This window comes from Proteus sp. fly-1089, from assembly GCF_040138965.1.
Taxonomy (GTDB): domain Bacteria; phylum Pseudomonadota; class Gammaproteobacteria; order Enterobacterales; family Enterobacteriaceae; genus Proteus; species Proteus vulgaris_B.
This window is the reverse complement of sequence record NZ_JBEETS010000001.1, coordinates 579447-602802: the sequence shown is the minus strand read 5'-3', so window position 1 is coordinate 602802 and position 23356 is coordinate 579447. Positions and strand designations below refer to the sequence as shown.

Here is a 23356-nt window from a genome sequence, read left to right as displayed (position 1 = left end):
GCGTGATAATATTAGCTTTCTAACTTGCTTTTTTAATTATTTTCAGTATTAAACAAAAAGAGCCTAGCTTTTCATTTAGGCTCTTCTCTTTTTTATATAATATTCATACCACTTTAGAAGGATTGTATAATTGTTTTAATCCTTTAAAAATCCATAATAATGAATGAAAAATAAGTAATAAAATAATAGTATTAGCAAAAACAAATAAAGCTATTGATAATAACTGCATAAAATGGCTATTAGATGTCATACTCATATTTAATGAGGCTTTTGCTAATGCTGAAACACCGAAAGAGAAACTCCAAAATGGCAATGAAAACGGTTGTTTTACAAACCAAGGAATTAATCTCATCATAAATAAGAGTTGTAATAGTCCATAACCTAATAACATTTTTGCGAAGAAATCAATATGATTGTCATTAATAGCCAAATAAGCACTACAGGCAACCAAGGCGGGTGCTAATTGAATACCAAATGATAGCCGTAATTTTTCATCCATTAATCCTTCACTGCGTATTCTTTTTAAAATAGCGGGTTCTAAACTTAGCCACGAAAATACGCCAGCCCAAAAAATAAAATACCCAAATCATTAAAACCAAATGCACCACATGCCATGGCACAGATAAAGTTATTAGCGACAGTTGGTAAATATAAGACTGGTGTGGTCGCCATTTTAGGATATTCACCCTTCCATTGATAACCAACAAGCCAACTAGAATACCCAAGCTGAGCAATTGCTCCAACACTAAATAACACCAGAGAAAATAAGGATAAATATGGACTTAATCCGATCGATACTAAAACTGTCGTTGCGGGAAATAAGCTAGTAAATCCACTTGTAACAGGATGTTTAATTTCTTCAAGAATACTTTGTCGATGAAATAGCCACTTACTAAACAAAAATAGCGTAAGTGTTAACCAAACCAAACAACCTACACCAATAAATATTTCACCAATATAAGCTGGATAATTATGCTCTTTATCGGCATAGCGCCATGCCATTCCTGTACCAATCATCCCTAATACAACACCAAAATAGCCCGATGCAAACTGTGAAGAGAGTATTTTTACTTTATTTATCAATATCATATTATTATGTTAACTCATGTAAATGACATAATACATTGATGCTTTATTCTGAACATCAAATAATACTAGAGATAATAAAATTTATTTTTATAAAATGCATTTAAAATATGTGTTATCAATAATGACTCACTTTAAGACTTTTCCCTCCTTATGTTCCCGAATATTCTGATGCTCGTATAAATACGATAGCGATATCTTTATATTGTCCTTTATTTTGGAGTTTATAAAAATGAATATCACGTTAAAAAAGATTGGAACACTATGTGTCGCTTCTGTTCTGCTTTTTTCTCTTGCGGGTTGTTCTAGCATGACAAAACGCGACCGTAATACAGCAATTGGAGCCGGTGCTGGTGCTATCGGTGGTGCGATTTTAACTGATGGTAGCGCATTGGGTACTATTGGTGGCGGCGTCTTAGGTGGCGTTATTGGTCATCAAGTTGGTAAAAAATAACCGTTAGTTCCCTATTCTGCTAGACTGGGTTTATATTTTTCAGCTCAGTCTAGTAACTTGTAACATTAAGATAATCAGCATTTATTTTTGTGTGATATGAATAAATCGTTCCTCTCTCAATTGAAAAAAACTGTCGTCGTTCTATATAAGTCGTTTAGCGATTTGATTTATATCGTAGTGACCCTTATTTTGTGTTACTTCTTTTTTCTTTTATCACCCACATTGGTAATTGCCGTCATTGGCAGTATCATTATTATTATCATTATGTTTTTACTTAGTTTATTTGTTTTTCCGTGATACAAAGCATGCGCTTTGCCTCCTTTATTTTTAATAAAAAATCGACTAAATAATTACCTCATGTCCTGTCAGTTAAAAACAAAAATACAGGTTACTATTAAAGATAAAAATCTTTCACATCATAAAAGAACCTTGTTTTAGGCTGATTTATCACAATCCTTACTTTTAAACTTGACTCTTTTTAGTGATAGCCTTTTACTTTCAATTATTATAACTATCGAGGGTAATTAAATGATTATTTTTATCACGGGTGCCTCTGCTGGCTTTGGTGAAGCTATTGCTCGTCATTTTATCAGCCATGGACACAAAGTTATTGGTACTGCTCGTCGTTTAGATAAACTGAATAACTTGCATAAAGAGCTAGGTGAGCAATTTTATCCATTACAGTTAGATGTGACAGATAAAAAATCTGTCAGTGAGGTTTACACTCAATTGCCTGAGAAATGGCGTGAAATCGATGTGTTAGTGAATAACGCTGGTTTAGCGTTGGGTTTAAATACCGCCGATAAAGCCAGTCTCGATGATTGGGATACGATGATCGAGACAAATAATAAAGGTCTGGTTCATGTCACCCGTGCTATTCTTCCTTTTATGGTAGAAAGAAATAAAGGCCATGTTATTAATATCAGCTCAACAGCAGCTTCTTGGCCTTATATGGGTGGTAATGTTTATGGCGCCACTAAAGCGTTTGTTAAGCAATTTAGTTTAGGATTACGTGCTGATCTCCAAGGTAAAAAAGTCCGCGTGACCGATATTGAACCTGGCCTTGTTGGTGGTACGGAGTTCTCATTAGTTCGCTTTAAAGGTGATAGTGATAAAGTTGAACAAACGTATGCAAATGCAAACGCATTAACTCCTGAAGATGTTGCAGAAGCCGTGTATTGGACAGCAACGTTACCTGCTCATGTTAATATTAATACCTTAGAAATGATGCCTGTTAGCCAATCATTTGCCGGATTAAGTGTTCATCGTCAAAACTAAACGCACTGAAAACTCATTTTTTATTAAGGCATCAACTATAATTATTAAGATATAATAGTCATTGACAGTAATAGCGACATAACTTTAGAGGATAGCAACTATGATCAATACACTAACTAAGAAACCAACGGTAAGAACTTTATTGTTCACCTTATTTCTTGGTTTATCTGTGTCTTCTTTTTCTTCTATTGCCGCCTCTACCAATGTAACCATTAATGGTAATGGCTATGACAATGTCTTAGATAAAGAACAAGCTCGACAACTGAAAGAAGACTGGGATCAAAAGCGTGAACTTCGTACCCAAGTCAATCAGCGAGAAAAAATTGAATTTAATAAAGTAGATAAAGCCATTGATGAGCGAGATGCTTGTCTGAAAAGTGCAAATATCTACGCTTATTGGGAGCCTGAAACCCGCCGTTGTTTAGACAGTAATACTGGGCGCCCTGTTAATCCACAAGAAAATCGTGTAAAACAGTGATGTTTTGCGTTGTAAAACAAGGAAAATGTAATATGAAGAAATATATCTTTGCAGTAATAGCAACCCTCGTAGCATTTGCCCCTTTAGCAGCAAATGCAGGTTGTGATGAAGTCGTTGAATCTATTCAACAAAAAATCGTTAATAACGGTGTGCCCGCTGCTAACTTTACTTTAACTGTCGTTGAAAACGACCAAGTTGCACAAACAGAGGGTAAAGTGGTAGGCACTTGCGAGAATGACACTAAGAAGATCATCTATACTCGCCATTAATTCACCGCTAACTTAAAAAAGGGCGCTAATAATTGCGCCCTTTTCTTTATCACTCAATATAAATGAGTATCTTGCTGATTTAAAATTATTTTATTCGGTTTGTTGTTCCATATTTGCTTTAACTTTGTCATTTTTTCATCATTATTCCAGTTTTAAGCAAAGTTTAGAAAAAACAAAAACACCCAATGGATTTACTCATCAGGCGTTTAAAAGTAACAAGTTTGGCTCCGTTAAAAAACAGGCAACTCAATCCACTTCGTTACTTATTTATATTCTCTCTTAAGCAGGTACAGCGATTTCTAACTGACTTAAATCAAGGTAACAAGAGAGATCACGTTCTTCAGGACGTAATAAATACGGGATTTCACCAATCAGCGGTGCAGGAATATGCTGAGACAGCCTTTCCACAATTTTCGCATAATAAGGTAATCCTGGATTTATTCTGTTAGCAACCCAACCGACTAATTTCAAACCATCGTTGATAATAGATTGTGCTGTTAATATTGAGTGATTAACACAGCCTGGTTGAATACCAACAACCAAAACGACTGGAATTTGTTCTTTTACCACCCAATCAGAATAAAAGGTATTATCATCGAGTAGATAACGCCAACCGCCATTACCTTCGATAACAACACACTCTGCTTTTTTACTTAAATTATCGAGCTCATTTGAAATCTTATTAAAATCAATTTCATTTTCGCTAACATAACAATTATCAAGTAAAATAGGATTAATTTCGTCGTAGCGAACTTCAACTGGCGATGAATTATGAATAATCATTGCATCACGATTACGCTCACCATCAGCTGTTTCATGTAATTCTGTTGCAATAGGCTTATAACCCACTGCCGTTGACCCGCCACGATTTAATGACTGAAGAAGTGCTCGGGTCACAACAGTTTTACCCACGTTGGTATCTGTCCCCGTAACAAAAAAGCGTGTTAACATATAATTTACTTCCGTTATGACAGATAAATCAGGTTCATAAAAAATGACAGAGATTAGAGTTTAGGGTAACACTGTTTCTGATGGCTTGAGATAGCTCAATTTTTTAGTTAATTGCTCGAAAATAGAGAATTCGTTAATGATCAATTGAGGTATTTACGCTTGAAAAACACTTCTGTTACGATTTTTTGCACTTCATTTAGCCTTGCATCAACTCTATTAACAAAGAACCGTTGTATAAAGCTTCTTTAACTAATGAGGCTGCGGGTAAAGTACCTTTATTTCTTAATTCTGTTTCTTCAATAATTAATGATTGTACGTAACGAGGCATGGACTGATTTTGAACATGATTTAAAATCAATGGAAAAAGAATGGATTTAGCTCGACAAAGAGGCGAACCAATTAATATTTTTTGTGGATTAAAGATATTAATCATCACGGAAAGAATAAAACTTAATCGCTGCGCAACTAAATGCACGACTTCAAGAGCTTGTTTATCTCCAACTAATATTGCATCACACAATGTTTCAATAGTAATAGGATATTTGTTTAGCAACGAGGTAGGATCCTCTTGCGCTAATAATTGCGCTTTTTTAATTAATTGAGGAATAGCAATTTCAGTTTCTAAACATCCCTTCGCCCCACAATAACAACTATTTTCAGAGTCGATAACTTTAGTGTGCCCAATTTCAACCGCACTGTGACTGTGAGAATGTAATGTCCTCCCGTTACTAATTACGCCAGCACCTACAATGTCGTCAATGACAATTTGCAAAACATCTGAATTATTTTTTGCCGCGCCATATAAAGATTCGGCCATTGTCCATGCAGTGACACTATGCTGTAAGAAAACAGAAACACCTGTTTTTTCATGGATCTTATCGGCAAGAGGAACATCTTTAATATCGTAATAAGGGGAACTATGAATAACCCCACTAATGGGATCAATAATCGCATTCATTGTAATACTAATGGCGGTCAATCTTTCAACATGTGATTGATAGCGTTCGAAAAATTTATCAATAGCAAGTAAAAAGTGAGTAAGAAAGTTATCACTGTTCTCTTTAGGAAAATCAAACGTATCTTCAGTAACAAGTTTACTGTCTAGCTCTCTTAAACTAAAAAGTAAATTACCTTTATTGACTCGGATACAGAGAAATTGCCACCCTTGGCTTTCTAATTTTAATCCTACTGCAGGTCGGCCACGAAATCCCACATCTGGAAACTCTGTTTCATGAATAAGATGTGCCTCAACTAATTCTCGCGTAATTTTGGTAATACTTGCAGGAGCTAGTTCTGCTTTTTTTGACAGTGAAATACGAGAAATGGGGCCATGTTCATCAATCAAACGAAAGACTGTGCCAAGATTAAACTGTTTCACGTGATCGATGTGGCTAGGTTGGTTCCCCATTGAGTGTCATCCTTAATTAAGAAGCCATAATTAATTCGAGGCTCTAAATAATTCATTACCGATTATGTCGTCAATTTGTGATAATTGTACAATACTTACATAAAAAGCGTGATCAAAAACACAGATAAATCAAGATATTTGGTGTTCTAAGATATTTTTTAACAACAATTGCGTTAATCGATTCGCCGCTGCGGGTATTGTCCGTTTCTTATGTGAAACCAACCAAACTTCAGAAAATGCCTGTGAATTAGCGAAGTGCAAATAATGCACACCATCAACTTTCATTCGAGTAAAAGATTTAGTCACAATTGAGATACCTAATCCTGCTGCAACTAACCCTAAAATCGTCATGGCTTCACCGGCTTCTTGTGCAATAGTTGGCGTAATTCCTGACAAACTCAGTAATTGAATAATTTCATCATAAAGAGCTGTACCTACATCTCGTTCAAAAAAAACAAAAGGATACTGCCCAATATCTTGAATATTAACGCCTGTTTCCTTGTAAGCAAGTAATGGGTGCCCTTCATAAACAGCTAAAATGAAAGGCTCTCGAAACAATAGCTGGTGGTGCAAATTTTCGGGTAATGTGGTGTTTCGCATAATACCCAGATCAATACGCCCTGTAAGCAATGGTGAAATTTGTTGCTTTGTATTCATCTGATGCATATGAATACCGACTTCAGGATAATTTTCTCTAAATTGCCTTAAACTCAACGTTACTAAGTGCATAAAAGGTGTCGTTGATGTAAAACCTATAGATATTTCACCTAACTCACCTTTTTCCATTCTAGCTGCACGTGTTGCAGCTGCGTTGACCTGCGCCATAATTTGATAAGACTCTTTTAAAAACATTTGCCCTGCTGGTGTTAGTGCAACAGAACGATTAGTTCGTTCTAAAAGCCTGGCGCCTATTTCACTTTCAAGTGCTTGTATTTGTTGACTCAGCGGTGGTTGAGAAATATTCAATCTTTCTGCAGCTTTACCAAAATGAAGCTCTTCCGCTACAGCGATAAAATAACGTAAATGCCTCAATTCAATGTTCATATGTCTCTCACTTTAGCATTGATACTTTAAAAGTCTTATTTCTAATAATTAATATATTAGACAAAAAAATCAAATATTTCTAACATTGACATAAATCAAATTTAAGTAATGGAAGTTTAATCAATATGGATACTCACGAAATAGACAGTAAAAGCATGAGCTTAGGCACTGATATTTCAGACGATACATCGTGTATAGAAAAGCCAGCTCATCGCCAATCTAACCCTAAACACTATATTCAACGTGATGATGCACTGTATATAAAAGTGACAGTGTCATTTTTTATGGTTGGTTTAGCGACATTTGCCTTACTCTATTTTGTGCAGCCCATATTGCCAGTGTTATCTAACGAATTTTCTGTCAGCCCCGCAACCAGCAGTCTAGCGCTCTCACTTTCAACCGCATTAATGGCATGTGGTTTATTAATCACTGGCCCACTTTCAGACGCTTTTGGGCGTAAAAATGTCATGGTTATTGCATTGTTTTGTGCCGCATTTTTTACATTATTGAGTGCAACAATGAATAGTTGGACTGGCATCTTAATTACTCGTGCCTTAGTGGGGCTTTCGTTGAGTGGTGTTGCTGCAGTGGCGATGACTTATTTAAGCGAAGAGATCCATCCTGCCTATTTAGCGCTATCAATGGGCTTATATATTAGCGGTAACTCTATTGGTGGTATGAGTGGTCGTGTTATTACTGGGGTATTAAGTGATTATTACTCTTGGCGTTTATCTGTCGTTATTCTCGGTATTTTTGCCCTTTTTGCAGCAATTACTTTCTGGAAGATATTACCAGCTTCAAAACACTTTAGACCAACTGCATTAAAACCACGCAACCTTCTTATTACCACAAAACTGCATTTTAGAGATAAAGGATTACCCCTGTTATTTATTGAAGGTGGTTTATTAATGGGCGGATTTGTCACTTTATTTAACTACATTGGCTATCGTTTATTAGACGCCCCCTATTCATTAAGCCAAACAACGGTAGGTTTGATTTCTATAGTATATTTAAGTGGCACTTATAGTGCATCTAAAGCAGGATTACTAACCACTAAATATGGTTTAGGTAAAGTATTTATTGCAGGTATCTCGATGATGTTAATAGGCATATTGATTACCTTAATTGAATCGTTGCCTGTTATTTTCGTCGGTATGCTTATCTTAACAACGGGTTTTTTCGCAGCTCATGCAGTAGCAAGTAGTTGGATTGGGCGTCGTGCAAAACGAGGACGTGCTCAGGCTTCTTCACTTTATCTCTTTACCTACTATGCTGGATCAAGCCTTGCTGGTACAGTCGGTGGTTTATTCTGGGTAAGTTTTGGTTGGCTAGGTGTTGGGTTATTTATTGCGGTTTTAATGTTAGCGGCCTTATTAATTGCACTTCATCTTAATAAGGTTGCTCAATAAACAAAATCTGTTGTTATAAAATGCAAAAGAAGCATCATTATCTTTAAAATTGTCAGTTTTTCACTCTTTTCTTAATATATTAACGTACCTATTTTGAAAAGGATGAATAAATATGACTCTAATTAAATCGTATCAATGGTCTTCTTCGCTTCTATGGTGAATGCATTTACTGAAAGCTGCCCATCATCAAAGCCAGAATGTGATGCTATAGCACAACAATATGATGTACAAAACACAATGAAAGAACAAAATAAAGACAATTTCAGCATACTAAACACTCATAAACTCTCTTTCTAAGAAAAACATTATAAAAAATGCCCTTTTTGCGCTATACTGTATATAAACACAGTATAGCGCATTTTTGTTATTTCTCCCCTGTTAAACGATGTACTTTCCACTGAAGCTGATGTATTGTTTTAAATAAAGGCTAATTGTATGTTGTAACTAAATAAGAGTATTGAGATGAATAAATATGATTTAATAGAACAATTTAATCTCTGTTTTAAGCAGTTAGAATTCGAGATAAATAATCTGACAGAAAAGCTGCGAAAACTAACATTATTACCTTCTGCTGTATTTGAATTACCCGATGTAACTAAAGAAGAAGAACATGATGATGTTATTCGCGTGACAGTGTCACCTAGTTATAATGAAGAAGCTCTTGAACTTACCTTAAAACTAATGGCCAACCTGTTTATTTATGATAATGCACCACATATCAGCAGTAAGCGTGCAATTCGTTTACCAGGTGTGCTCTGCTTTAGTACCAGCAATATTGAGTTTAAGTCAGTAAAAGAAGACATTGGGCGTATTAACTCATTAAAAAAACAGCTTTCTGATATCGTGACTAAAGAATCAGGGATTTCTAAAGAAGAGCGTTTTGATTTTGTTCATAATCAGTTAAAAGGTCTAATTACGCTAAATGCTTATCGCACCCTCACCTTGTTGTCTGATCCTGATACTGTACGTTTTGGTTGGGCAAATAAAAATATTATTAAAAATTTAACGCGCAATGATGTACTGGCTCAATTAGAGAAAAGTCGTGAAGCTAATCGTGCGGTTCCACCATATACCAGTGAACAATGGGCAGAACGTATTGATAAGGAGATAATCACTCTTTCCAAATTACCTGAAAATGCAAAATTAAAAATAAAGCGCCCCGTAAAAGTACAACCTATTGCTCGTGTTTGGTATTCGGAGCTTCAAAAACAAGTACAATATGCTTGTCCATTACCTTTGTTGGCTTTCTATATTGATAAAGAGAGCGATTTTAAACCGATAATTGGCGAACTCCCTGATTATGATGCTGATAACATTCAAATTCGCCATCGCCCTAAAGCTAAGAAATTACAACTGATTATTCCAAGAATGCATTTATATCTTGAAGTATAACCAATTAAAAAGTTAGTTAATGAGCTTAATTGAACTTCCTTTAAGAATTTGTATAAGATAATCATTAAGGTGAGCAAATTGATTATTTTCGATTTTCAAATCAATGGAGATCACGGGATTATTTTTTAACACGAAAATAATTTTCTCTCGTGTTAATGTAATACATTCAAGGCTATTAATAGCTTCTATATCAGATAAATGTGTCATTAAACCGATTGAATTATCAACATCTTCGTCTTCCTCATCAAATCTTGAAAGAATAACAAAGTGCTCAGGTGAAACAGGATCATCCCCTATTCCAATAATAGTGACATCATCTTCAACGTAACAATTTACTTCGGTTGCAGTAAAAATAATTTCTTCATTCATTATTGTTATCCCAAAACGATCTAAAAATCCCGCCATAAAAGCGGGATTTAATATCGGTATAAATAAGTGTTAAAGACACTTATTTTTTCATGCTACCAACCATATCTTCTGGACGAACCCAGCTATCGAATTCTTCCGATGTAAGGTAGTTCAGTTTCAGCGCAGACTCTTTCAGCGTTAAGCCTTCTTTATGCGCTTTCTTCGCAATTTCAGCTGCTTTATCGTAGCCAATATGCGTATTTAATGCAGTCACTAGCATTAATGATTCATGCAGTAGTTTATTGATACGTTCACGGTTTGGTTCAATACCAATTGCACAATGCTCATTGAAACTACGCATACCATCAGCCAGTAAACGGACTGATTGTAAGAAGTTATCGATGATCATTGGACGATAAACGTTCAGTTCAAAGTTACCTGACGCACCACCAATATTAATAGCAACGTCATTACCCATTACTTGAGCACATAACATTGTTAATGCTTCACACTGTGTTGGGTTAACTTTACCTGGCATGATTGAACTGCCTGGCTCATTTTCTGGAATAGCAATTTCGCCAATACCACAACGAGGGCCAGATGCTAACCAACGCACGTCATTAGCAATCTTCATTAATGAAGAAGCCAAACCTTTTAATGCACCATGTGAATGAACTAATGCATCACAAGTTGCTAACGCTTCAAATTTATTAGGTGCCGTTACAAATGGTTGACCTGATAATTCAGCGATACGTTTAGCCACACGAACAGCATATTCGGGGTGCGTATTTAAACCTGTTCCAACAGCTGTACCACCTAGTGCTAACTCGCAAACATGAGGAACAGAATCATCGATATGTTTGATGTTGTGCTCAAGCATAGCAGCCCAACCAGATATCTCTTGGCCTAATGTCAGTGGTGTCGCATCTTGCAGGTGAGTACGACCAATTTTAACGATGTCATGGAAAGCTTCTGCTTTCTCTTTGAATACTTTCAGCAGTGATTTTAATTCTGGCAGTAAATCCTGACGTAATGCAATAACAGCAGCGACATGCATGGCAGTTGGGAACACATCATTTGAACTTTGACTTTTATTAACATCATCATTCGGATGGATTTTGCGCTCCATGCCACGGATACCACCAAGTATCTCACTACCACGGTTAGCTAACACTTCATTCATATTCATGTTTGATTGAGTGCCAGAACCGGTCTGCCAGATTGCTAATGGGAATTCAGTTGGGTGTTTACCTGCAAGCACTTCATCTGCGGCTGCGATAATTGCATCAGCGCGCTCTTTTGGTAATAAACCTAAATCCATGTTAACACCTGCGGCTGCTTTCTTCGTGATAGCAAGCGCATGGATAAGTGCAACAGGCATTTTCTCAACTGAAATACGGAAGTGTTCAAGAGAACGCTGCGTTTGAGCTCCCCATAACTGGTCAGCTGGTACTTCGATTTGTCCCATTGAGTCTTTTTCAATGCGAGTGGCTGCCATTTCAATCTCCTTAAGTACACAGAATAATTGATTAATTCCGAATCACTTTCTAGTAAATAACTCGGATACCAGTATCATGCCATAAACAGAATAATAAATATGAGAGCTAAAGCGAGCTTATGAAATTTATAACAGAATGAAATCTGTTGATTTTTTGGGAAAAGTACGGTTAGCAATCTTATTTTATTGCCAATGTTATTATTTAAGCTTTCATATTTATATCCATACTTATTATGAGACTTTATTATTCATCATAAATAGAATCACATCACAATTAAATATTGGCTAAATCAAAAAATGAGTAAAAAAAGAGAGTTTTAATGATTATTTGAATTATCTTATAAATCATATCTATTTTGCTTTAAACTCATTATGTTAGCGAGTAACTAAGTAAGTTCTGATTGCGATTTTATTCCACTAAATCTATATTTACAGTTAATATAGGTGGAGATGTATATATGTGGATTATCTATATTTAAATTTAGTAAATTTTATCACCAATTTATCGGGTTGTTTAAGGGTTACAAAACAGCCTTTATAACGTACATCGCCAGATGTACACAGAGGATGGACTAGAATTATGAAGAAATCGCTTGTCGCTGTTGGTGTTATCGTCGCACTGGGTGTTGTTTGGACTGGTGCCTCGTGGTACATGGGCAGCAAAATTGAAAGTCGCTTACAGGAAGAAACGAAACTAGCTAATGTCCAGTTAGCGCAACTTGCTAAAAATGCTCAATTTGGCGCTGATATTAAACTTGAAATTCGTGACTATAAAAAAGGGGTGTTCACCTCTAATGCAGACTTTGCTGTCGTGATTTCAAAAGATGCTAGTGAAGTCGTTGAAGACCAGGATAAAAAAGTAGAAGAAATTATCTTTACTACTGATATTGATCACGGTCCATTCCCTCTTTCTGATTTGGCTAAATTTAATTTAGCACCAAAATTAGCAGCCGTGAATAATACGTTGGTCAACAATGATACAACTAAAGAATTATTCAAGCTGACTAAAGATAAATCTCTTTTTGATATGCATACATCTTTGGCTTTTGATGGTGCAGTATCAGGTGAAGCTAAACTAAATCCTATCGATTTTGCTGAAAACGATGGCACAGTTAAAACGACACCTATTACTGTTGAATTCTCATCAGACAAAAACGCAACCAACTTCACTACCGCCGTAAAAGGTGATCAAGTTGTTGTGACTAAAGAAGGTGAAGAAACTTTCACAATTAAAAATATCGCGGGTTCTGTTTCAGGAACAAAAGTTAATAACGATCAATACTTATTTAATGAACAGTTATTAAGCTTTGCTGAAATCGCGCATACGAGTAAAGACAAAGCATCTGATTTCTCACTGAAAGATTTTTCTCTGACAACCAAAAGTGATATCAAAGATAAGCTCTTTAACATTTCTCAAACTTATTACTTTAAGTCACTGAATGTTGCTGGACTCGAATTTGGTGCAGGTAAATTCGGCTATTCCATTGATAAAGCTGATACTGATGCAATGTTGCTGTTAACCAAAGTTTATAACAACTCGTTATTACCTTGGAATAAATACCATTACGATAATTCAGAAATAGTAGAAAAAGCCGTTCGTGATGTACTGGAGAAAGGCTTAGTTTTCCGTATCGATGAAGCATCTTTAACCAATAAAAACGGTGCAAGTAAACTAAACTTTAACTTAGACTTAAATGCATTTAACGTTAAAGTATTAGAAAGCCAAGAGAAATCACCAGCAGAGTTGTTTAACTATCTGTTTAAAAACATCGATTTCAATATTGATTTATCTCTTCCAATGTTAGCTGAGTTCCGTAACACCACTCAATACCTTGATGCGGCTCGTTACCAAGAAACAGCATTAACCGATGAAGAGAAAAAAGAAATAGAAACAGCAACAGCGGCTGATATTGAACAGTTAAAAACTGAATTACAGCAAAATATCAATCAAATTTCTCAAGATGAGAAAGATGCATTACCACTAATGCTACTTGCACAAGACGGTAAAGCATTAAGCCTGAAACTGAACTATGCTGCTGATAAATTTACCATGAATGGTAAAACTTATACTTTTGATGAATTTATGGAAGTGACCCAAGCTCCTCAAATGTTAGGTTTAGCTGCCATGTTATTCGGCATGGGTGCATCATCTTACGATTACGATGATTCTGATTATTCAGAAGAAGGTTATCAAGAAGAGATGACTGAAGATCCAGCGATTATCGAAGAACAAGAAATCTTAATTCCTGAGCAGCAACCAGCAGAATAAGTCCATTAATTAAGTTTCTATTAGAAGCGTAAATAGAACACCCCATTGTGAATAGCTCTGGGGTGTTTTTTTATTCTATCTTTAATTAACAATCACAATCTTTAGCCGGGAGGTGGTGATTGCCCCATTCATCTTTACAGCAAGAATCAATGGTTTTATTAATTATTCCTGCAAGTGTATTTACTGTTGAAATAATCGAGGTTAATTGCTCACAGACGTGGCTACAATTGGTATCTTTCTCATGAGGTTTAGGAATATTAGGCGGTATTAAGCTATCACAGAGGATCTCTTGCAATACTAATGAAAACTTAGCAATACCTGTTGTGTAGATATAAGAACGCCCTCCTGTTTTCTTCGCTAAGCGTACATACTCTTTTGTGATATTGTCTCTATCAGCAACACTTGGGAAGCGATCTAAATTAGTCATTTTATCGTCAGGCGTGCCTTGGCAGGTATACACTTTCACTTTTTCGTGCTGGGCAACAGCAATCGCTTCATTATTCTTTATCACAGCAGCATTAGTAAGAACACCGCCACCACCTTCCATGCCTTCATCGCCCAACACAAAAATGGCACGACGCGCACCATCACGCCAATCAAAGTGCTTATTTAAATCAATCACCGCACGGCATAAATCCTCTTTATTACCCGCATGGTCACGACCATCAGCCTCTTTAAACGGCTTTCTTGCCTGTAAACGATTGTCAGGAACACCCAATGCTTTTAAATAATCACTGGCTGATTGATCAAATTTAGTGTCATCCCATGTACCTTCTATACCTAAAAATGTTACCCGAAGTTTTGATGGGCATTTTTCTGATGCCTCTTGTATTGCAGCATCAACTTCTTTGCTTAAATCAGAGGATTCATCAGACATTGAACCACTTGTATCAATAACAACAACTAAATCCAATGCAATTGTCCCATCGCCAGTGACAACTTGTGAACCATAAGTAAGATGATTTTCTGATGAAGGAGGAAGTAAGCTTTAAGCCAGCAAATTTTTAATTTTATTATTTCTTTTTTCAAAATTTAAATCAGAATTCTCATTCATAATTATTAGCCTTAATTTTAAATAATAGGTTTTTATTAAAAAATCATAATTAAATGACTTCATTCAATTAAATTATTTCATTTAACGAGAAAACATTATAGCTTTAATTCTATTTTCTTTATCACTCATTTAATAATATGGATATTTTATTGTTTATTTTAATTTTAATTTTAATTTTAATTTTAATTTTAATTTTAATTAATTAAAGCAAGATAAATTTAAATATAACTAAATTTTAATATTATATTTTTATGAGAAAATATTTTAAATATTTCAGCTAATAAAAAATATAAAACAGGTAATCTATTGAATAATGAAGCAAAAAAAATCGATATCTTGACTGTTTTTTCTGTTCATCTATCTTTTATAGATCTATCAAAACAATTGATAGGATATTTCAGTTATAATGACAAGTCTATTTTTAGATTAAAAATCAATGTATCAGTTAGTTTGATAATACACGTCAATTACATTGAATATTGTAGTTAATAAATAGACAGCCCTATTTTTTATTTTTTACTTTTTAACTTAACACTGAGAAAACAGTCGTTTTTAGCTTCAGAAATAACCAATTTATGTTTATTTGTTAGTGAATAAAATAAAAATCAGTCATAATAATCTGCAACTCATTTATATTTACCCAATTATAAGAAAATCACTATAAACGATAGATTTTCATTATTTCTATTAAAAAGGAAAATAACACGTGATTGACACACAGTTGCCTTTAACCGATTTACATCGTCATTTAGATGGTAATATCCGCCCACAAACTATTTTAGATTTAGCAAAAAAACACAATATTGCGCTTCCCGCTTATGAATTAGAAGCTTTGCGTCCTCATGTACAAATTACAAAAAATGAGCCAAGTCTTGTGAGCTTCTTACAAAAATTAGATTGGGGAGTGGCAGTTTTAGCAGACTTAGATGCGTGTCATCGTGTTGCTTATGAAAACGTGGTGGATGTGGTTAATGCGGGTATTGATTACGCTGAGCTACGATTCTCACCTTATTACATGGCAATGAAACACCAGTTACCAGTTGAAGGTGTCGTGGAAGCTATTGTTGATGGTGTACAAAGCGCACTGCAATCCCACGATGTAGATATTCGTTTAATCGGCATTTTAAGCCGTACTTTTGGTGAAGATGCTTGCCAACAAGAATTAAATGGATTATTGAAACATCAGGATAGAATTACCGCACTTGATTTAGCGGGTGATGAATTAGGTTTTCCAGGTCACTTATTCCAACCTCATTTTAATCGTGCTCGTGACACAGGATGGAATATTACAGTTCATGCTGGTGAAGCTGCGGGTGCTGAAAGCATCTGGCACGCAATTAAAGAATTAGGCGCAAGTCGTATCGGTCATGGTGTTAAGGCTATTGAAGATCCTCGTTTAATGGATTACCTTGCAGAGCATCAAATTGGTATTGAGTCTTGCTTAACCTCGAATATTCAAACCAGCACTATCAATTCATTAGCAGAACATCCTCTAAAAACCTTCTTAGAGCATGGTATTATTGCATCGCTTAATACAGACGATCCTGCGGTTGAAGGCATTGAATTAAAACATGAATATAACGTTGCAGCACCTGCGGCGGGATTAACACCAGAGCAAATTCGCCAAACTCAAATTAATGGTTTGAAAATGGCGTTTATTAGCCAAACTGAACGTGATGCATTAATTAAAAAAGTAAGCTCACGTTAATATTTAATGATTTTCCCATCAAAGCCATCTGTTAATCAGATGGTTTTTTTATATTCATTAAAAATAGATGGGATTATTAATGACTCTTAGACTAAAATTAATTTTCACAAGGGGTTATTTATCATTAAGGAAGAACTATGTGGAACATTCACCCAACAAGAGGCCATTATAAATTATTAGCTCAATACTTATCACCGATTGATGCATCAATTGAAGCAGGACTTCTCCAATCTGAAGGTATTGATGCTATTCTTTTAGATGAGAATATTGTTTGGAATAACCAAGTCTATGCTCAAGCAATTGGCGGTGTAAAATTATTGGTTAATCATAAAGATTTTGAGAAAGCAAAGACAATACTCAGCGAGCTGTATCAGGGAAAGTATAATATTAATGCACAGTTAGAACCTAGTGAATGTGCGCCAAATATTATTGTAAAAAATAATAAAGAAGATTATTTAAATATGGGATTCGTCTTTTTAATTTATACTGTTCTTGGTTTACCCCTTCCTTTTAAATCAAAGCGGATCTCCTTGTCTGAAGAAAATAATCAAGAAAAACTACAATAACAAAAAAGCACCGATTATTTATTAAATCGATGCTTTTGTAAGAATTCCTTTAAAACTAAAATTTAATCACTTATTTTCAGCTTCTTTATTTCGATTAGCGTAACGCTGTGCTAATACAGCACAAACCATTAATTGGATCTGATGAAATATCATTAATGGCAATAACATTATCCCCACCGTAGCCGCAGGAAATAGCACGTTCGCCATTGGTACACCATTTGCTAAACTCTTTTTGGAGCCACAAAAAACAATGGTGATCTCATCCGCTTTATTAAAACCAAGCAACCTTGCACTGTATACATTCACAAAAATGACAATTGCTAGCAAGATACAACTCACTATCGCAATCGTTAATAGTGACCAACCGTCGATTTTATGCCAAATTCCTTCAACCACCGCTTCACTAAATGCCACATAGACCACCAGCAGAATAGACGAGCGATCCGTTCTATTGACTAATTTTTTATGATTATCAACCCAACGACCAATTAAAGGGCGAGATAAGTGACCAATAATAAAAGGCACCATTAATTGCAGTAAAATCGACTGGATTGCTCCAGCAGTATCAAAATCATCTGCTGAGCCTTGCGTTTGCATTAAAAAACCCACCAGCACAGGTGAAAGAAAAACGCCTAAAATACTCGATGCTGATGCACTACAAATAGCTGCGGCTACATTTCCCCCAGCCACAGAAGTAAAAGCAATGGCTGATTGAACAGTTGCAGGAAGAGCACAAAGGTATAAAAAACCCATATAGACTGTCGGTGACATCCATTCAGGCACAATCACTTGTAACCCTAGCCCCAAAATAGGGAAAAGAATAAAAGTGCTAGCAAAGACAGTTAAATGTAATCGCCAATGCCCAAGCCCTGCCAGTATTGCCTCTCTAGAAAGCTTTGCACCATGCAAAAAGAAAAGCAGTGCAATGGCGCCTGTTGTTAGATATTGAAATAGGACTTTAATATCCCCTTGTGCGGGTAGTAGCGTTGCGAGTGTCACCACACAAATCATTATCATGAGAAAAGGATCAAGTTTTAATTTTTGCCACCAAGACATTAGATTTAGCGCTCCCTTTAGTTTATAGCGTAATAGTTTGTTTTAACCGATTTGAAATTTCGCCCGCTTCAATCAAACGCATAATCGCCGTTGCTTGTATTGGCGTAACAGGGTTTTCTTCACCTAATGTAATTGCACGATAAATTTGTTGATAATAAGCAGGATAATCACCAGAAAGTGTAGTGAGTGTGGTTGTTTCTAATTCACCAGACTCTGACAGTGTTGTTAATTCACCATCTTGACTATCCATTCCCCAATTATAAGTTTGATTTGGAAGATAACCGGCTTTTAAAGCATCTTCTTGAGTATCTAAACCATACTTAACATAACTTCCTTTTGTCCCATGAATAGCAAAAATAGGTGTTGGAGACGCAACTAACATAGAAGCATGAAGAACGACTCTAAGATTGTCATATTCTAGTAATGCATGAAAATAATCGGCATTTTTTGCATTAGGACGTAATTGAGCAATATCTGCAGTAATTGCTTTAGGCTCACCAAATAGGCAAACGGCTTGATCAAGAACATGAGGCGCTAAATCATACCAAAGCCCGCCACCGATTCCGGCATCTTCTCTCCAACGTTGACGTACGGTTGGGCGAAACCGATCAAAATGCGCTTCATAGGCACTGATATCACCGAGTGTTTTATCAGCTAAAATTTTTTTAACGGTTAAGAAACCAGAATCCCAACGACGATTATGAAAAACAGAGAGGAGTTTACCGGCATCTGTTGCTTGCTGAGTTAATTTTTCAGCTTCTTCCAGTGTCAATGTAAACGGTTTATCAACAATAACATGTTTACCTTTTTCTAGAGCCTGTGAAGCCAGTGAATAGTGAGTATTATTCGGCGTTGGAATAATGATTAAGTCTATTGAGGGATCATTAATAAGTGCTTTGGGGTCTGCATAAACGGTAATGTGAGGAAAATCTTGTTTAACTTTATTTTCATCAGAGCTTGAAATTGCACTAAGATTTAAACCTTCGGTTGTTGTTATTAGCGGAGCATGAAAGGTTTTACTTGCATAGCCATATCCGATAATCCCAACATTGAGTTTAATTGCCATAACCCTATCCTATTTTTATCTGCTTTTTTATTAATAAAAATCACTTTCACTTTTGTAGCTAAATAAATAATAACAAAGTTTGTGATAATATCCCGTTTAGTTCTATACATACGAGTAGGAATAATTAATTAATGAAATTTGATCTCAAAGCAAACACGCAGAATAACCTTTCAGGAAAGGCGCCTATAACTGGATGGCTACTTGCGCCATTGGCTTATATGATCTTATCAATTGTTGGCTCAGGTTTGATGTCTGTTCTCTACGTTCTTAAATATTTTGCAGATTTTTCGCTCCTCCACCAGCTTCCTTTCCATTTAATATCAAGTTGGTATCTCTCTGCGTTAACCTCGTGGGTAATGTTTGGTTTTACGGTATATCTACTACGCCAGTTTTTTTATCGTGCTAAAAATTTTCCACGTTTATTTATTTTATGGTTGCTTATCAACTTACTATTAGCGATCAAAAGCTTTGGCTTTGCGCCTGTAGATGATCAAACAGCGTTAAAATCTCTTCTATGGTCTGTTTTCTCGACTGTCTGCTTTGTGCCTTATATCAAGTACTCTAAACGTGTTCGTGAAACTTTCACACAAGTTCGATAACTTCATATCTTCACCCTTGATATTATATACGCTTGTTTAGCCTCTTTATTTCAGGAGGCTTTTTGTTTCTCTGTTTAACAATTTTGGCATAACAATGACTGATTACTTGCTTCTATTCGTCGGCACCGTATTGGTGAATAACTTTGTACTCGTCAAATTCCTAGGTTTATGCCCATTTATGGGTGTATCAAAAAAATTAGAAACCGCGATCGGTATGGGATTTGCGACGACCTTTGTTATGACTCTCGCCTCTATTAGTTCATGGCTGATGGATAACTTTATTTTAGTTCCTTTGGACTTACTTTATTTACGCACACTGAGCTTTATTTTAGTTATTGCAGTAGTTGTACAATTCACTGAAATGGTTGTAAGAAAAACAAGCCCAACACTCTATCGCTTACTGGGGATCTTCTTACCTTTAATTACTACAAACTGTGCTGTCTTAGGTGTTGCGTTATTAAATATCAATCAAGCACATACGTTTATGCAGTCGGCAGTTTATGGTTTTGGTGCAGCAGTAGGTTTTTCTCTTGTGATGGTATTATTTGCCGCCATTAGAGAAAGATTAGCAGTGGCAAATGTCCCTGCTCCATTTAAAGGTGCATCAATTGGTTTAATTACCGCAGGTTTAATGTCTCTCGCCTTTATGGGTTTTAGTGGTTTGGTGAAACTGTAATGAATTCTTTATGGATAGCAATTGGTGTACTTGGTGCGCTAGGTCTTATCTTTGGGCTAATTTTGGGCTATTCCGCGCGTCGCTTTAAAGTGGAAGAAGATCCTATTGTTGAAAAAATAGATGCTATTTTGCCACAGAGTCAATGTGGGCAATGTGGACATCCTGGTTGTCGCCCTTATGCCGACGCAGTTGCAAACAATGGTGAGATGATTAACCGTTGTGCGCCGGGTGGCGAACAAGTGATGTTAAAAATCGCAGAATTAATGGGTGTTGAACCTCAACCGCTAGATGGTGACGAAGAAGCATTAAATCCCGTTAGAAAAGTCGCCTTAATTGATGAAGATAATTGCATTGGATGTACTAAGTGTATTCAAGCTTGTCCTGTTGATGCCATTGTAGGTGCAACGCGCGCAATGCATACAGTTATTGAAGACTTATGTACTGGATGTGACTTATGTGTTCCACCTTGTCCTACTGACTGCATTACCTTAGTACCAGTCAAAGTAACAACTTCAAATTGGAAATGGGATTTAAATACCATCCCTGTTAAGAATATTCCAGCAGAGCCTGAAGAAACACCTGAAGATGAACCGTCATTAAAGACGGAGGATAATGCTCATGTTTAATCTCTTTTCGTTATTTAAAAAAGATAAAATCTGGGATTTTAAAGGCGGTATTCATCCTCCTGAAATGAAATTACAGTCAAGTCGCACACCAATGCGTATAGCACAATTGCCTGATGAAGTGATTGTCCCTATTCATCAACACTTAGGTGTACCAGGCCAACTTTGTGTTAGCGTGGGTGAACATGTTTTAAAAGGCCAGCCTTTGACTAAAGGTGTTGGCAGAACACTCCCTGTTCATGCGTCTATCTCTGGTACTGTCACTGCTATAGAACCCTTTCCAAGCGCTCACCCTTCAGGGTTACCTGAAATTGCCGTAAGAATTCAATCTGACGGTAAAGATGAATGGCGTGAACAATTCCCTCTTACTGATTACCAATCACAAAGTAAAGAGACGTTACTCTCTCGTATCCATGAAGCGGGTATTGCTGGATTAGGCGGAGCTGGATTTCCAACGGCTTCAAAATTAAAAGGCGGTGGTGATCTAGTTAACACGCTGATTGTCAATGCAGCAGAATGTGAACCTTATATCACGGCAGATGATCGCTTAATGCAAGAGCATGCTGATGAAGTGATTGCTGGTTGTCAGGTATTACTTCACCTTCTCTGTCCTGATGAAGTGTTAATTGGTATTGAAGATAACAAACCTGAAGCTATTGAAGCATTGAAACAGGCATTAAATGCCGTACCTGATGAGAAACGAATTTTTATTCGTGTCATTCCCACAAAATATCCCTCTGGCGGTGCTAAACAACTGACCAAGATCTTAACGGGTAAAGAAGTGCCATCAGGTGGTCGTTCATCTGATATTGGTGTTTTGATGCAAAACGTTGGTACTGTGGTTGCCATCAAACGTGCCATTATTGATGATGAGCCTTTAATTGAACGTGTTGTCACGGTCACTGGTAATGGAGCCAAAACACCCGGTAACTTCTGGGTACGTTTAGGGACCCCTATTTATTCATTGTTGAAACAAGCTGGTTTTGTTGCAGGCTCTGAACAAATGGTGATTATGGGGGGACCATTAATGGGCTTTACCTTACCTGACTTAAATGCCCCAGTTGTCAAGATAACTAACTGCCTACTAATCCCTTCAGTTGAAGAAATGGATACAGATAACCTTGAAGAGGCATGTATCCGCTGTGGTCATTGTGTAGATGCCTGCCCTAGTGGTTTATTACCTCAACAACTTTACTGGTTCAGTAAAGGTAAAGAGCATGAGAAGGCACAACAACATAATTTATTTGATTGTATTGAATGTGGTGCTTGTGCGTTTGTTTGTCCAAGTAATATCCCGCTAGTTCAATACTATCGGCAAGAAAAGGCTGAGATACGTGAAATTGATGCAGAAGCCAAACGTGCTGCTGAAGCTAAAGCGCGTTTTGAAGCAAAAAAATTACGTATGGAGCGTGAGAAACTTGAACGTGAAGCAAGACATCAACGTGCTGCCGTTAAACTTGATGATAATGAACATAACGAAGTTCAATCTGCGCTCTCTCGCGTAAAAGAAAAACAGAATATCGGTAAAATTATTTCTGTGAAGGCCGGTGAAGAGCCCGATAACACAGCCGCTATCGCCGCACGTAGAAAACGAAAAGAAGAAGTCAGAGCCAAACAAGCAGCTAAATTAGCGCAGCAAAAAGCATTAGAAGCCTCAAATAATAATATAGTAAGTGACAGCGAAGACGCTGATCCGCGCAAAGCTGCTGTTGCCGCGGCGTTGGCTCGTGTAAAAGCCAAAAAAGCTCAACAAACTCAAGCAACAACAACGGTTGAAGCCTCTGTCGAAAGCACTGAAGCCGAAGAAGTCGATCCGCGCAAAGCTGCTGTTGCCGCAGCATTAGCTCGTGTAAAAGCCAAAAAAGCACAACAAGCTCAAGCGGAAACAACAACGGCTGAAGCCTCTGTTGAAAGCACTGAAGCCGAAGAAGTCGATCCGCGCAAAGCTGCTGTTGCGGCGGCGTTGGCTCGTGTAAAAGCCAAAAAAGCACAACAAGCTCAAGCGGAAACAACAACGGTTGAAACCTCTGTTGAAAGCGCTGAAGCTGAAGAAGTCGATCCGCGCAAAGCTGCTGTTGCTGCAGCTATTGCCAGAGTAAAAGCGAAAAAAGAAGCTCAACAAAC

At 36.6% G+C, this 23356-nt stretch carries 20 protein-coding genes and 2 pseudogenes; 13 read left to right on the top strand and 9 right to left on the bottom strand.

Going from position 1 to position 23356, the window contains the following annotated elements; translation table 11 throughout:
* Positions 1 to 103: 103 nt before the first annotated feature.
* A pseudogene (tehA, locus tag ABN080_RS02865) lies at positions 104 to 1002 on the bottom strand (dicarboxylate transporter/tellurite-resistance protein TehA).
* Between the two features lie 316 nt (positions 1003 to 1318).
* Here tehA and osmB point away from each other — a divergent pair.
* From osmB to ABN080_RS02845, 4 genes are all read left to right on the top strand, one after another.
* Entirely contained in the window at positions 1319 to 1540 is a 222-nt protein-coding gene (osmB, locus tag ABN080_RS02860) for an osmotically-inducible lipoprotein OsmB (RefSeq protein ID WP_006536908.1), read from the top strand.
* Between the two features lie 528 nt (positions 1541 to 2068).
* Positions 2069 to 2818 (top strand): bifunctional NADP-dependent 3-hydroxy acid dehydrogenase/3-hydroxypropionate dehydrogenase YdfG, encoded by a 750-nt coding sequence (gene ydfG / locus ABN080_RS02855; protein WP_349440289.1) that lies wholly within the window; start codon positions 2069 to 2071, stop codon positions 2816 to 2818.
* A 100-nt stretch (positions 2819 to 2918) separates the two neighbouring features.
* Positions 2919 to 3296 carry a DUF1283 family protein gene (locus tag ABN080_RS02850; RefSeq protein WP_349440288.1) on the top strand — a complete coding sequence of 126 codons (378 nt, stop codon included), beginning with the start codon at positions 2919 to 2921 and terminating at the stop codon, positions 3294 to 3296.
* A gap of 32 nt (positions 3297 to 3328) precedes the next feature.
* Complete coding sequence (locus ABN080_RS02845) at positions 3329 to 3565, top strand: DUF1161 domain-containing protein (protein ID WP_349440287.1); 237 nt, start codon at positions 3329 to 3331, stop codon at positions 3563 to 3565.
* Between the two features lie 279 nt (positions 3566 to 3844).
* On the opposite strand, the gene bioD is transcribed toward ABN080_RS02845, so the two are convergent.
* The 3 genes from bioD to ABN080_RS02830 form a co-directional block, all read right to left on the bottom strand.
* Complete coding sequence (gene bioD, locus ABN080_RS02840; RefSeq protein ID WP_072068031.1) at positions 3845 to 4516, bottom strand: dethiobiotin synthase; 672 nt, start codon at positions 4514 to 4516, stop codon at positions 3845 to 3847.
* Between the two features lie 196 nt (positions 4517 to 4712).
* The gene (gene mlc / locus ABN080_RS02835; RefSeq protein ID WP_349440286.1) at positions 4713 to 5924 is read right to left on the bottom strand and encodes a sugar metabolism global transcriptional regulator Mlc; all 1212 of its coding nucleotides are present in this window, start codon (positions 5922 to 5924) and stop codon (positions 4713 to 4715) included.
* Positions 5925 to 6053: 129 nt separating this feature from the next.
* Positions 6054 to 6968 carry a LysR family transcriptional regulator gene (locus ABN080_RS02830; RefSeq protein WP_349440285.1) on the bottom strand — a complete coding sequence of 305 codons (915 nt, stop codon included), beginning with the start codon at positions 6966 to 6968 and terminating at the stop codon, positions 6054 to 6056.
* Between the two features lie 125 nt (positions 6969 to 7093).
* On the opposite strand from ABN080_RS02830, the gene ABN080_RS02825 reads away from it, so the two are divergent.
* On the top strand, positions 7094 to 8377 hold the full coding sequence (locus ABN080_RS02825; protein ID WP_196553090.1) for an MFS transporter: 1284 nt from the start codon (positions 7094 to 7096) through the stop codon (positions 8375 to 8377).
* 462 nt (positions 8378 to 8839) lie between these two features.
* The gene (gene tus, locus ABN080_RS02820) at positions 8840 to 9769 is read left to right on the top strand and encodes a DNA replication terminus site-binding protein (protein ID WP_349440284.1); all 930 of its coding nucleotides are present in this window, start codon (positions 8840 to 8842) and stop codon (positions 9767 to 9769) included.
* Positions 9770 to 9781: 12 nt separating this feature from the next.
* Here tus and ABN080_RS02815 read toward each other — a convergent pair whose 3' ends face one another.
* Both ABN080_RS02815 and fumC read right to left on the bottom strand, forming a co-directional pair.
* Positions 9782 to 10138: a hypothetical protein gene (locus ABN080_RS02815; RefSeq protein ID WP_349440283.1), complete on the bottom strand. Its 357-nt coding sequence runs from the start codon at positions 10136 to 10138 to the stop codon at positions 9782 to 9784.
* Positions 10139 to 10217: 79 nt separating this feature from the next.
* Positions 10218 to 11615, bottom strand: a complete 1398-nt coding sequence (gene fumC, locus ABN080_RS02810; RefSeq protein WP_166541292.1) for a class II fumarate hydratase — start codon at positions 11613 to 11615, stop codon at positions 10218 to 10220.
* Between the two features lie 580 nt (positions 11616 to 12195).
* Between fumC and ABN080_RS02805 the strand changes: the two genes are divergently transcribed.
* Positions 12196 to 13884, top strand: coding sequence for a YdgA family protein (locus ABN080_RS02805; RefSeq protein WP_349440282.1), 1689 nt, complete (start codon positions 12196 to 12198; stop codon positions 13882 to 13884).
* An 85-nt stretch (positions 13885 to 13969) separates the two neighbouring features.
* On the opposite strand, the pseudogene ABN080_RS02800 reads toward ABN080_RS02805, so the two are convergent.
* A pseudogene (locus tag ABN080_RS02800) lies at positions 13970 to 14869 on the bottom strand (vWA domain-containing protein); the annotation flags it as partial.
* Positions 14870 to 15644: 775 nt separating this feature from the next.
* Here ABN080_RS02800 and add point away from each other — a divergent pair.
* Entirely contained in the window at positions 15645 to 16646 is a 1002-nt protein-coding gene (add, locus tag ABN080_RS02795) for an adenosine deaminase (RefSeq protein WP_196553095.1), read from the top strand.
* A 137-nt stretch (positions 16647 to 16783) separates the two neighbouring features.
* Positions 16784 to 17212: a putative signal transducing protein gene (locus ABN080_RS02790; RefSeq protein ID WP_196553096.1), complete on the top strand. Its 429-nt coding sequence runs from the start codon at positions 16784 to 16786 to the stop codon at positions 17210 to 17212.
* Positions 17213 to 17278: 66 nt separating this feature from the next.
* Here the strand turns inward: ABN080_RS02790 and ABN080_RS02785 are convergent, their stop codons facing one another.
* Entirely contained in the window at positions 17279 to 18268 is a 990-nt protein-coding gene (locus ABN080_RS02785) for a bile acid:sodium symporter family protein (protein WP_349440281.1), read from the bottom strand.
* Between the two features lie 22 nt (positions 18269 to 18290).
* Entirely contained in the window at positions 18291 to 19334 is a 1044-nt protein-coding gene (locus tag ABN080_RS02780) for an oxidoreductase (protein ID WP_349440280.1), read from the bottom strand.
* 131 nt (positions 19335 to 19465) lie between these two features.
* Between ABN080_RS02780 and ABN080_RS02775 the strand changes: the two genes are divergently transcribed.
* The 4 genes from ABN080_RS02775 to rsxC form a co-directional block, all read left to right on the top strand.
* A complete protein-coding gene (locus ABN080_RS02775; RefSeq protein ID WP_349440279.1) occupies positions 19466 to 19933 on the top strand; it encodes a DUF2569 domain-containing protein in 468 nt (155 codons plus the stop codon).
* Positions 19934 to 20027: 94 nt separating this feature from the next.
* Entirely contained in the window at positions 20028 to 20609 is a 582-nt protein-coding gene (gene rsxA, locus ABN080_RS02770) for an electron transport complex subunit RsxA (protein ID WP_006536930.1), read from the top strand.
* Positions 20609 to 21235, top strand: coding sequence for an electron transport complex subunit RsxB (rsxB, locus tag ABN080_RS02765; protein WP_036937055.1), 627 nt, complete (start codon positions 20609 to 20611; stop codon positions 21233 to 21235). The genes rsxA and rsxB overlap by 1 nt, the downstream gene beginning before the upstream one ends.
* Positions 21228 to 23356, top strand: a 2129-nt coding sequence (rsxC, locus tag ABN080_RS02760) for an electron transport complex subunit RsxC (protein ID WP_349440278.1), incomplete at its 3' end; no start/stop codon positions are given. The genes rsxB and rsxC, both read left to right, overlap by 8 nt.

Coding starts and splice junctions, on each gene's coding strand:
- ABN080_RS02815 (WP_349440283.1), bottom strand. CDS start 10,138: ATGAATGAAGAAATTATTTTTACTGCAACCGAAGTAAATTGTTACGTT.
- ABN080_RS02845 (WP_349440287.1), top strand. CDS start 3,329: ATGAAGAAATATATCTTTGCAGTAATAGCAACCCTCGTAGCATTTGCC.
- ABN080_RS02830 (WP_349440285.1), bottom strand. CDS start 6,968: ATGAACATTGAATTGAGGCATTTACGTTATTTTATCGCTGTAGCGGAA.
- fumC (WP_166541292.1), bottom strand. CDS start 11,615: ATGGCAGCCACTCGCATTGAAAAAGACTCAATGGGACAAATCGAAGTA.
- osmB (WP_006536908.1), top strand. CDS start 1,319: ATGAATATCACGTTAAAAAAGATTGGAACACTATGTGTCGCTTCTGTT.
- ABN080_RS02790 (WP_196553096.1), top strand. CDS start 16,784: ATGTGGAACATTCACCCAACAAGAGGCCATTATAAATTATTAGCTCAA.
- tus (WP_349440284.1), top strand. CDS start 8,840: ATGAATAAATATGATTTAATAGAACAATTTAATCTCTGTTTTAAGCAG.
- ydfG (WP_349440289.1), top strand. CDS start 2,069: ATGATTATTTTTATCACGGGTGCCTCTGCTGGCTTTGGTGAAGCTATT.
- bioD (WP_072068031.1), bottom strand. CDS start 4,516: ATGTTAACACGCTTTTTTGTTACGGGGACAGATACCAACGTGGGTAAA.
- rsxA (WP_006536930.1), top strand. CDS start 20,028: ATGACTGATTACTTGCTTCTATTCGTCGGCACCGTATTGGTGAATAAC.
- ABN080_RS02775 (WP_349440279.1), top strand. CDS start 19,466: ATGAAATTTGATCTCAAAGCAAACACGCAGAATAACCTTTCAGGAAAG.
- ABN080_RS02780 (WP_349440280.1), bottom strand. CDS start 19,334: ATGGCAATTAAACTCAATGTTGGGATTATCGGATATGGCTATGCAAGT.
- ABN080_RS02850 (WP_349440288.1), top strand. CDS start 2,919: ATGATCAATACACTAACTAAGAAACCAACGGTAAGAACTTTATTGTTC.
- ABN080_RS02825 (WP_196553090.1), top strand. CDS start 7,094: ATGGATACTCACGAAATAGACAGTAAAAGCATGAGCTTAGGCACTGAT.
- rsxB (WP_036937055.1), top strand. CDS start 20,609: ATGAATTCTTTATGGATAGCAATTGGTGTACTTGGTGCGCTAGGTCTT.
- ABN080_RS02805 (WP_349440282.1), top strand. CDS start 12,196: ATGAAGAAATCGCTTGTCGCTGTTGGTGTTATCGTCGCACTGGGTGTT.
- mlc (WP_349440286.1), bottom strand. CDS start 5,924: ATGGGGAACCAACCTAGCCACATCGATCACGTGAAACAGTTTAATCTT.
- ABN080_RS02785 (WP_349440281.1), bottom strand. CDS start 18,268: ATGTCTTGGTGGCAAAAATTAAAACTTGATCCTTTTCTCATGATAATG.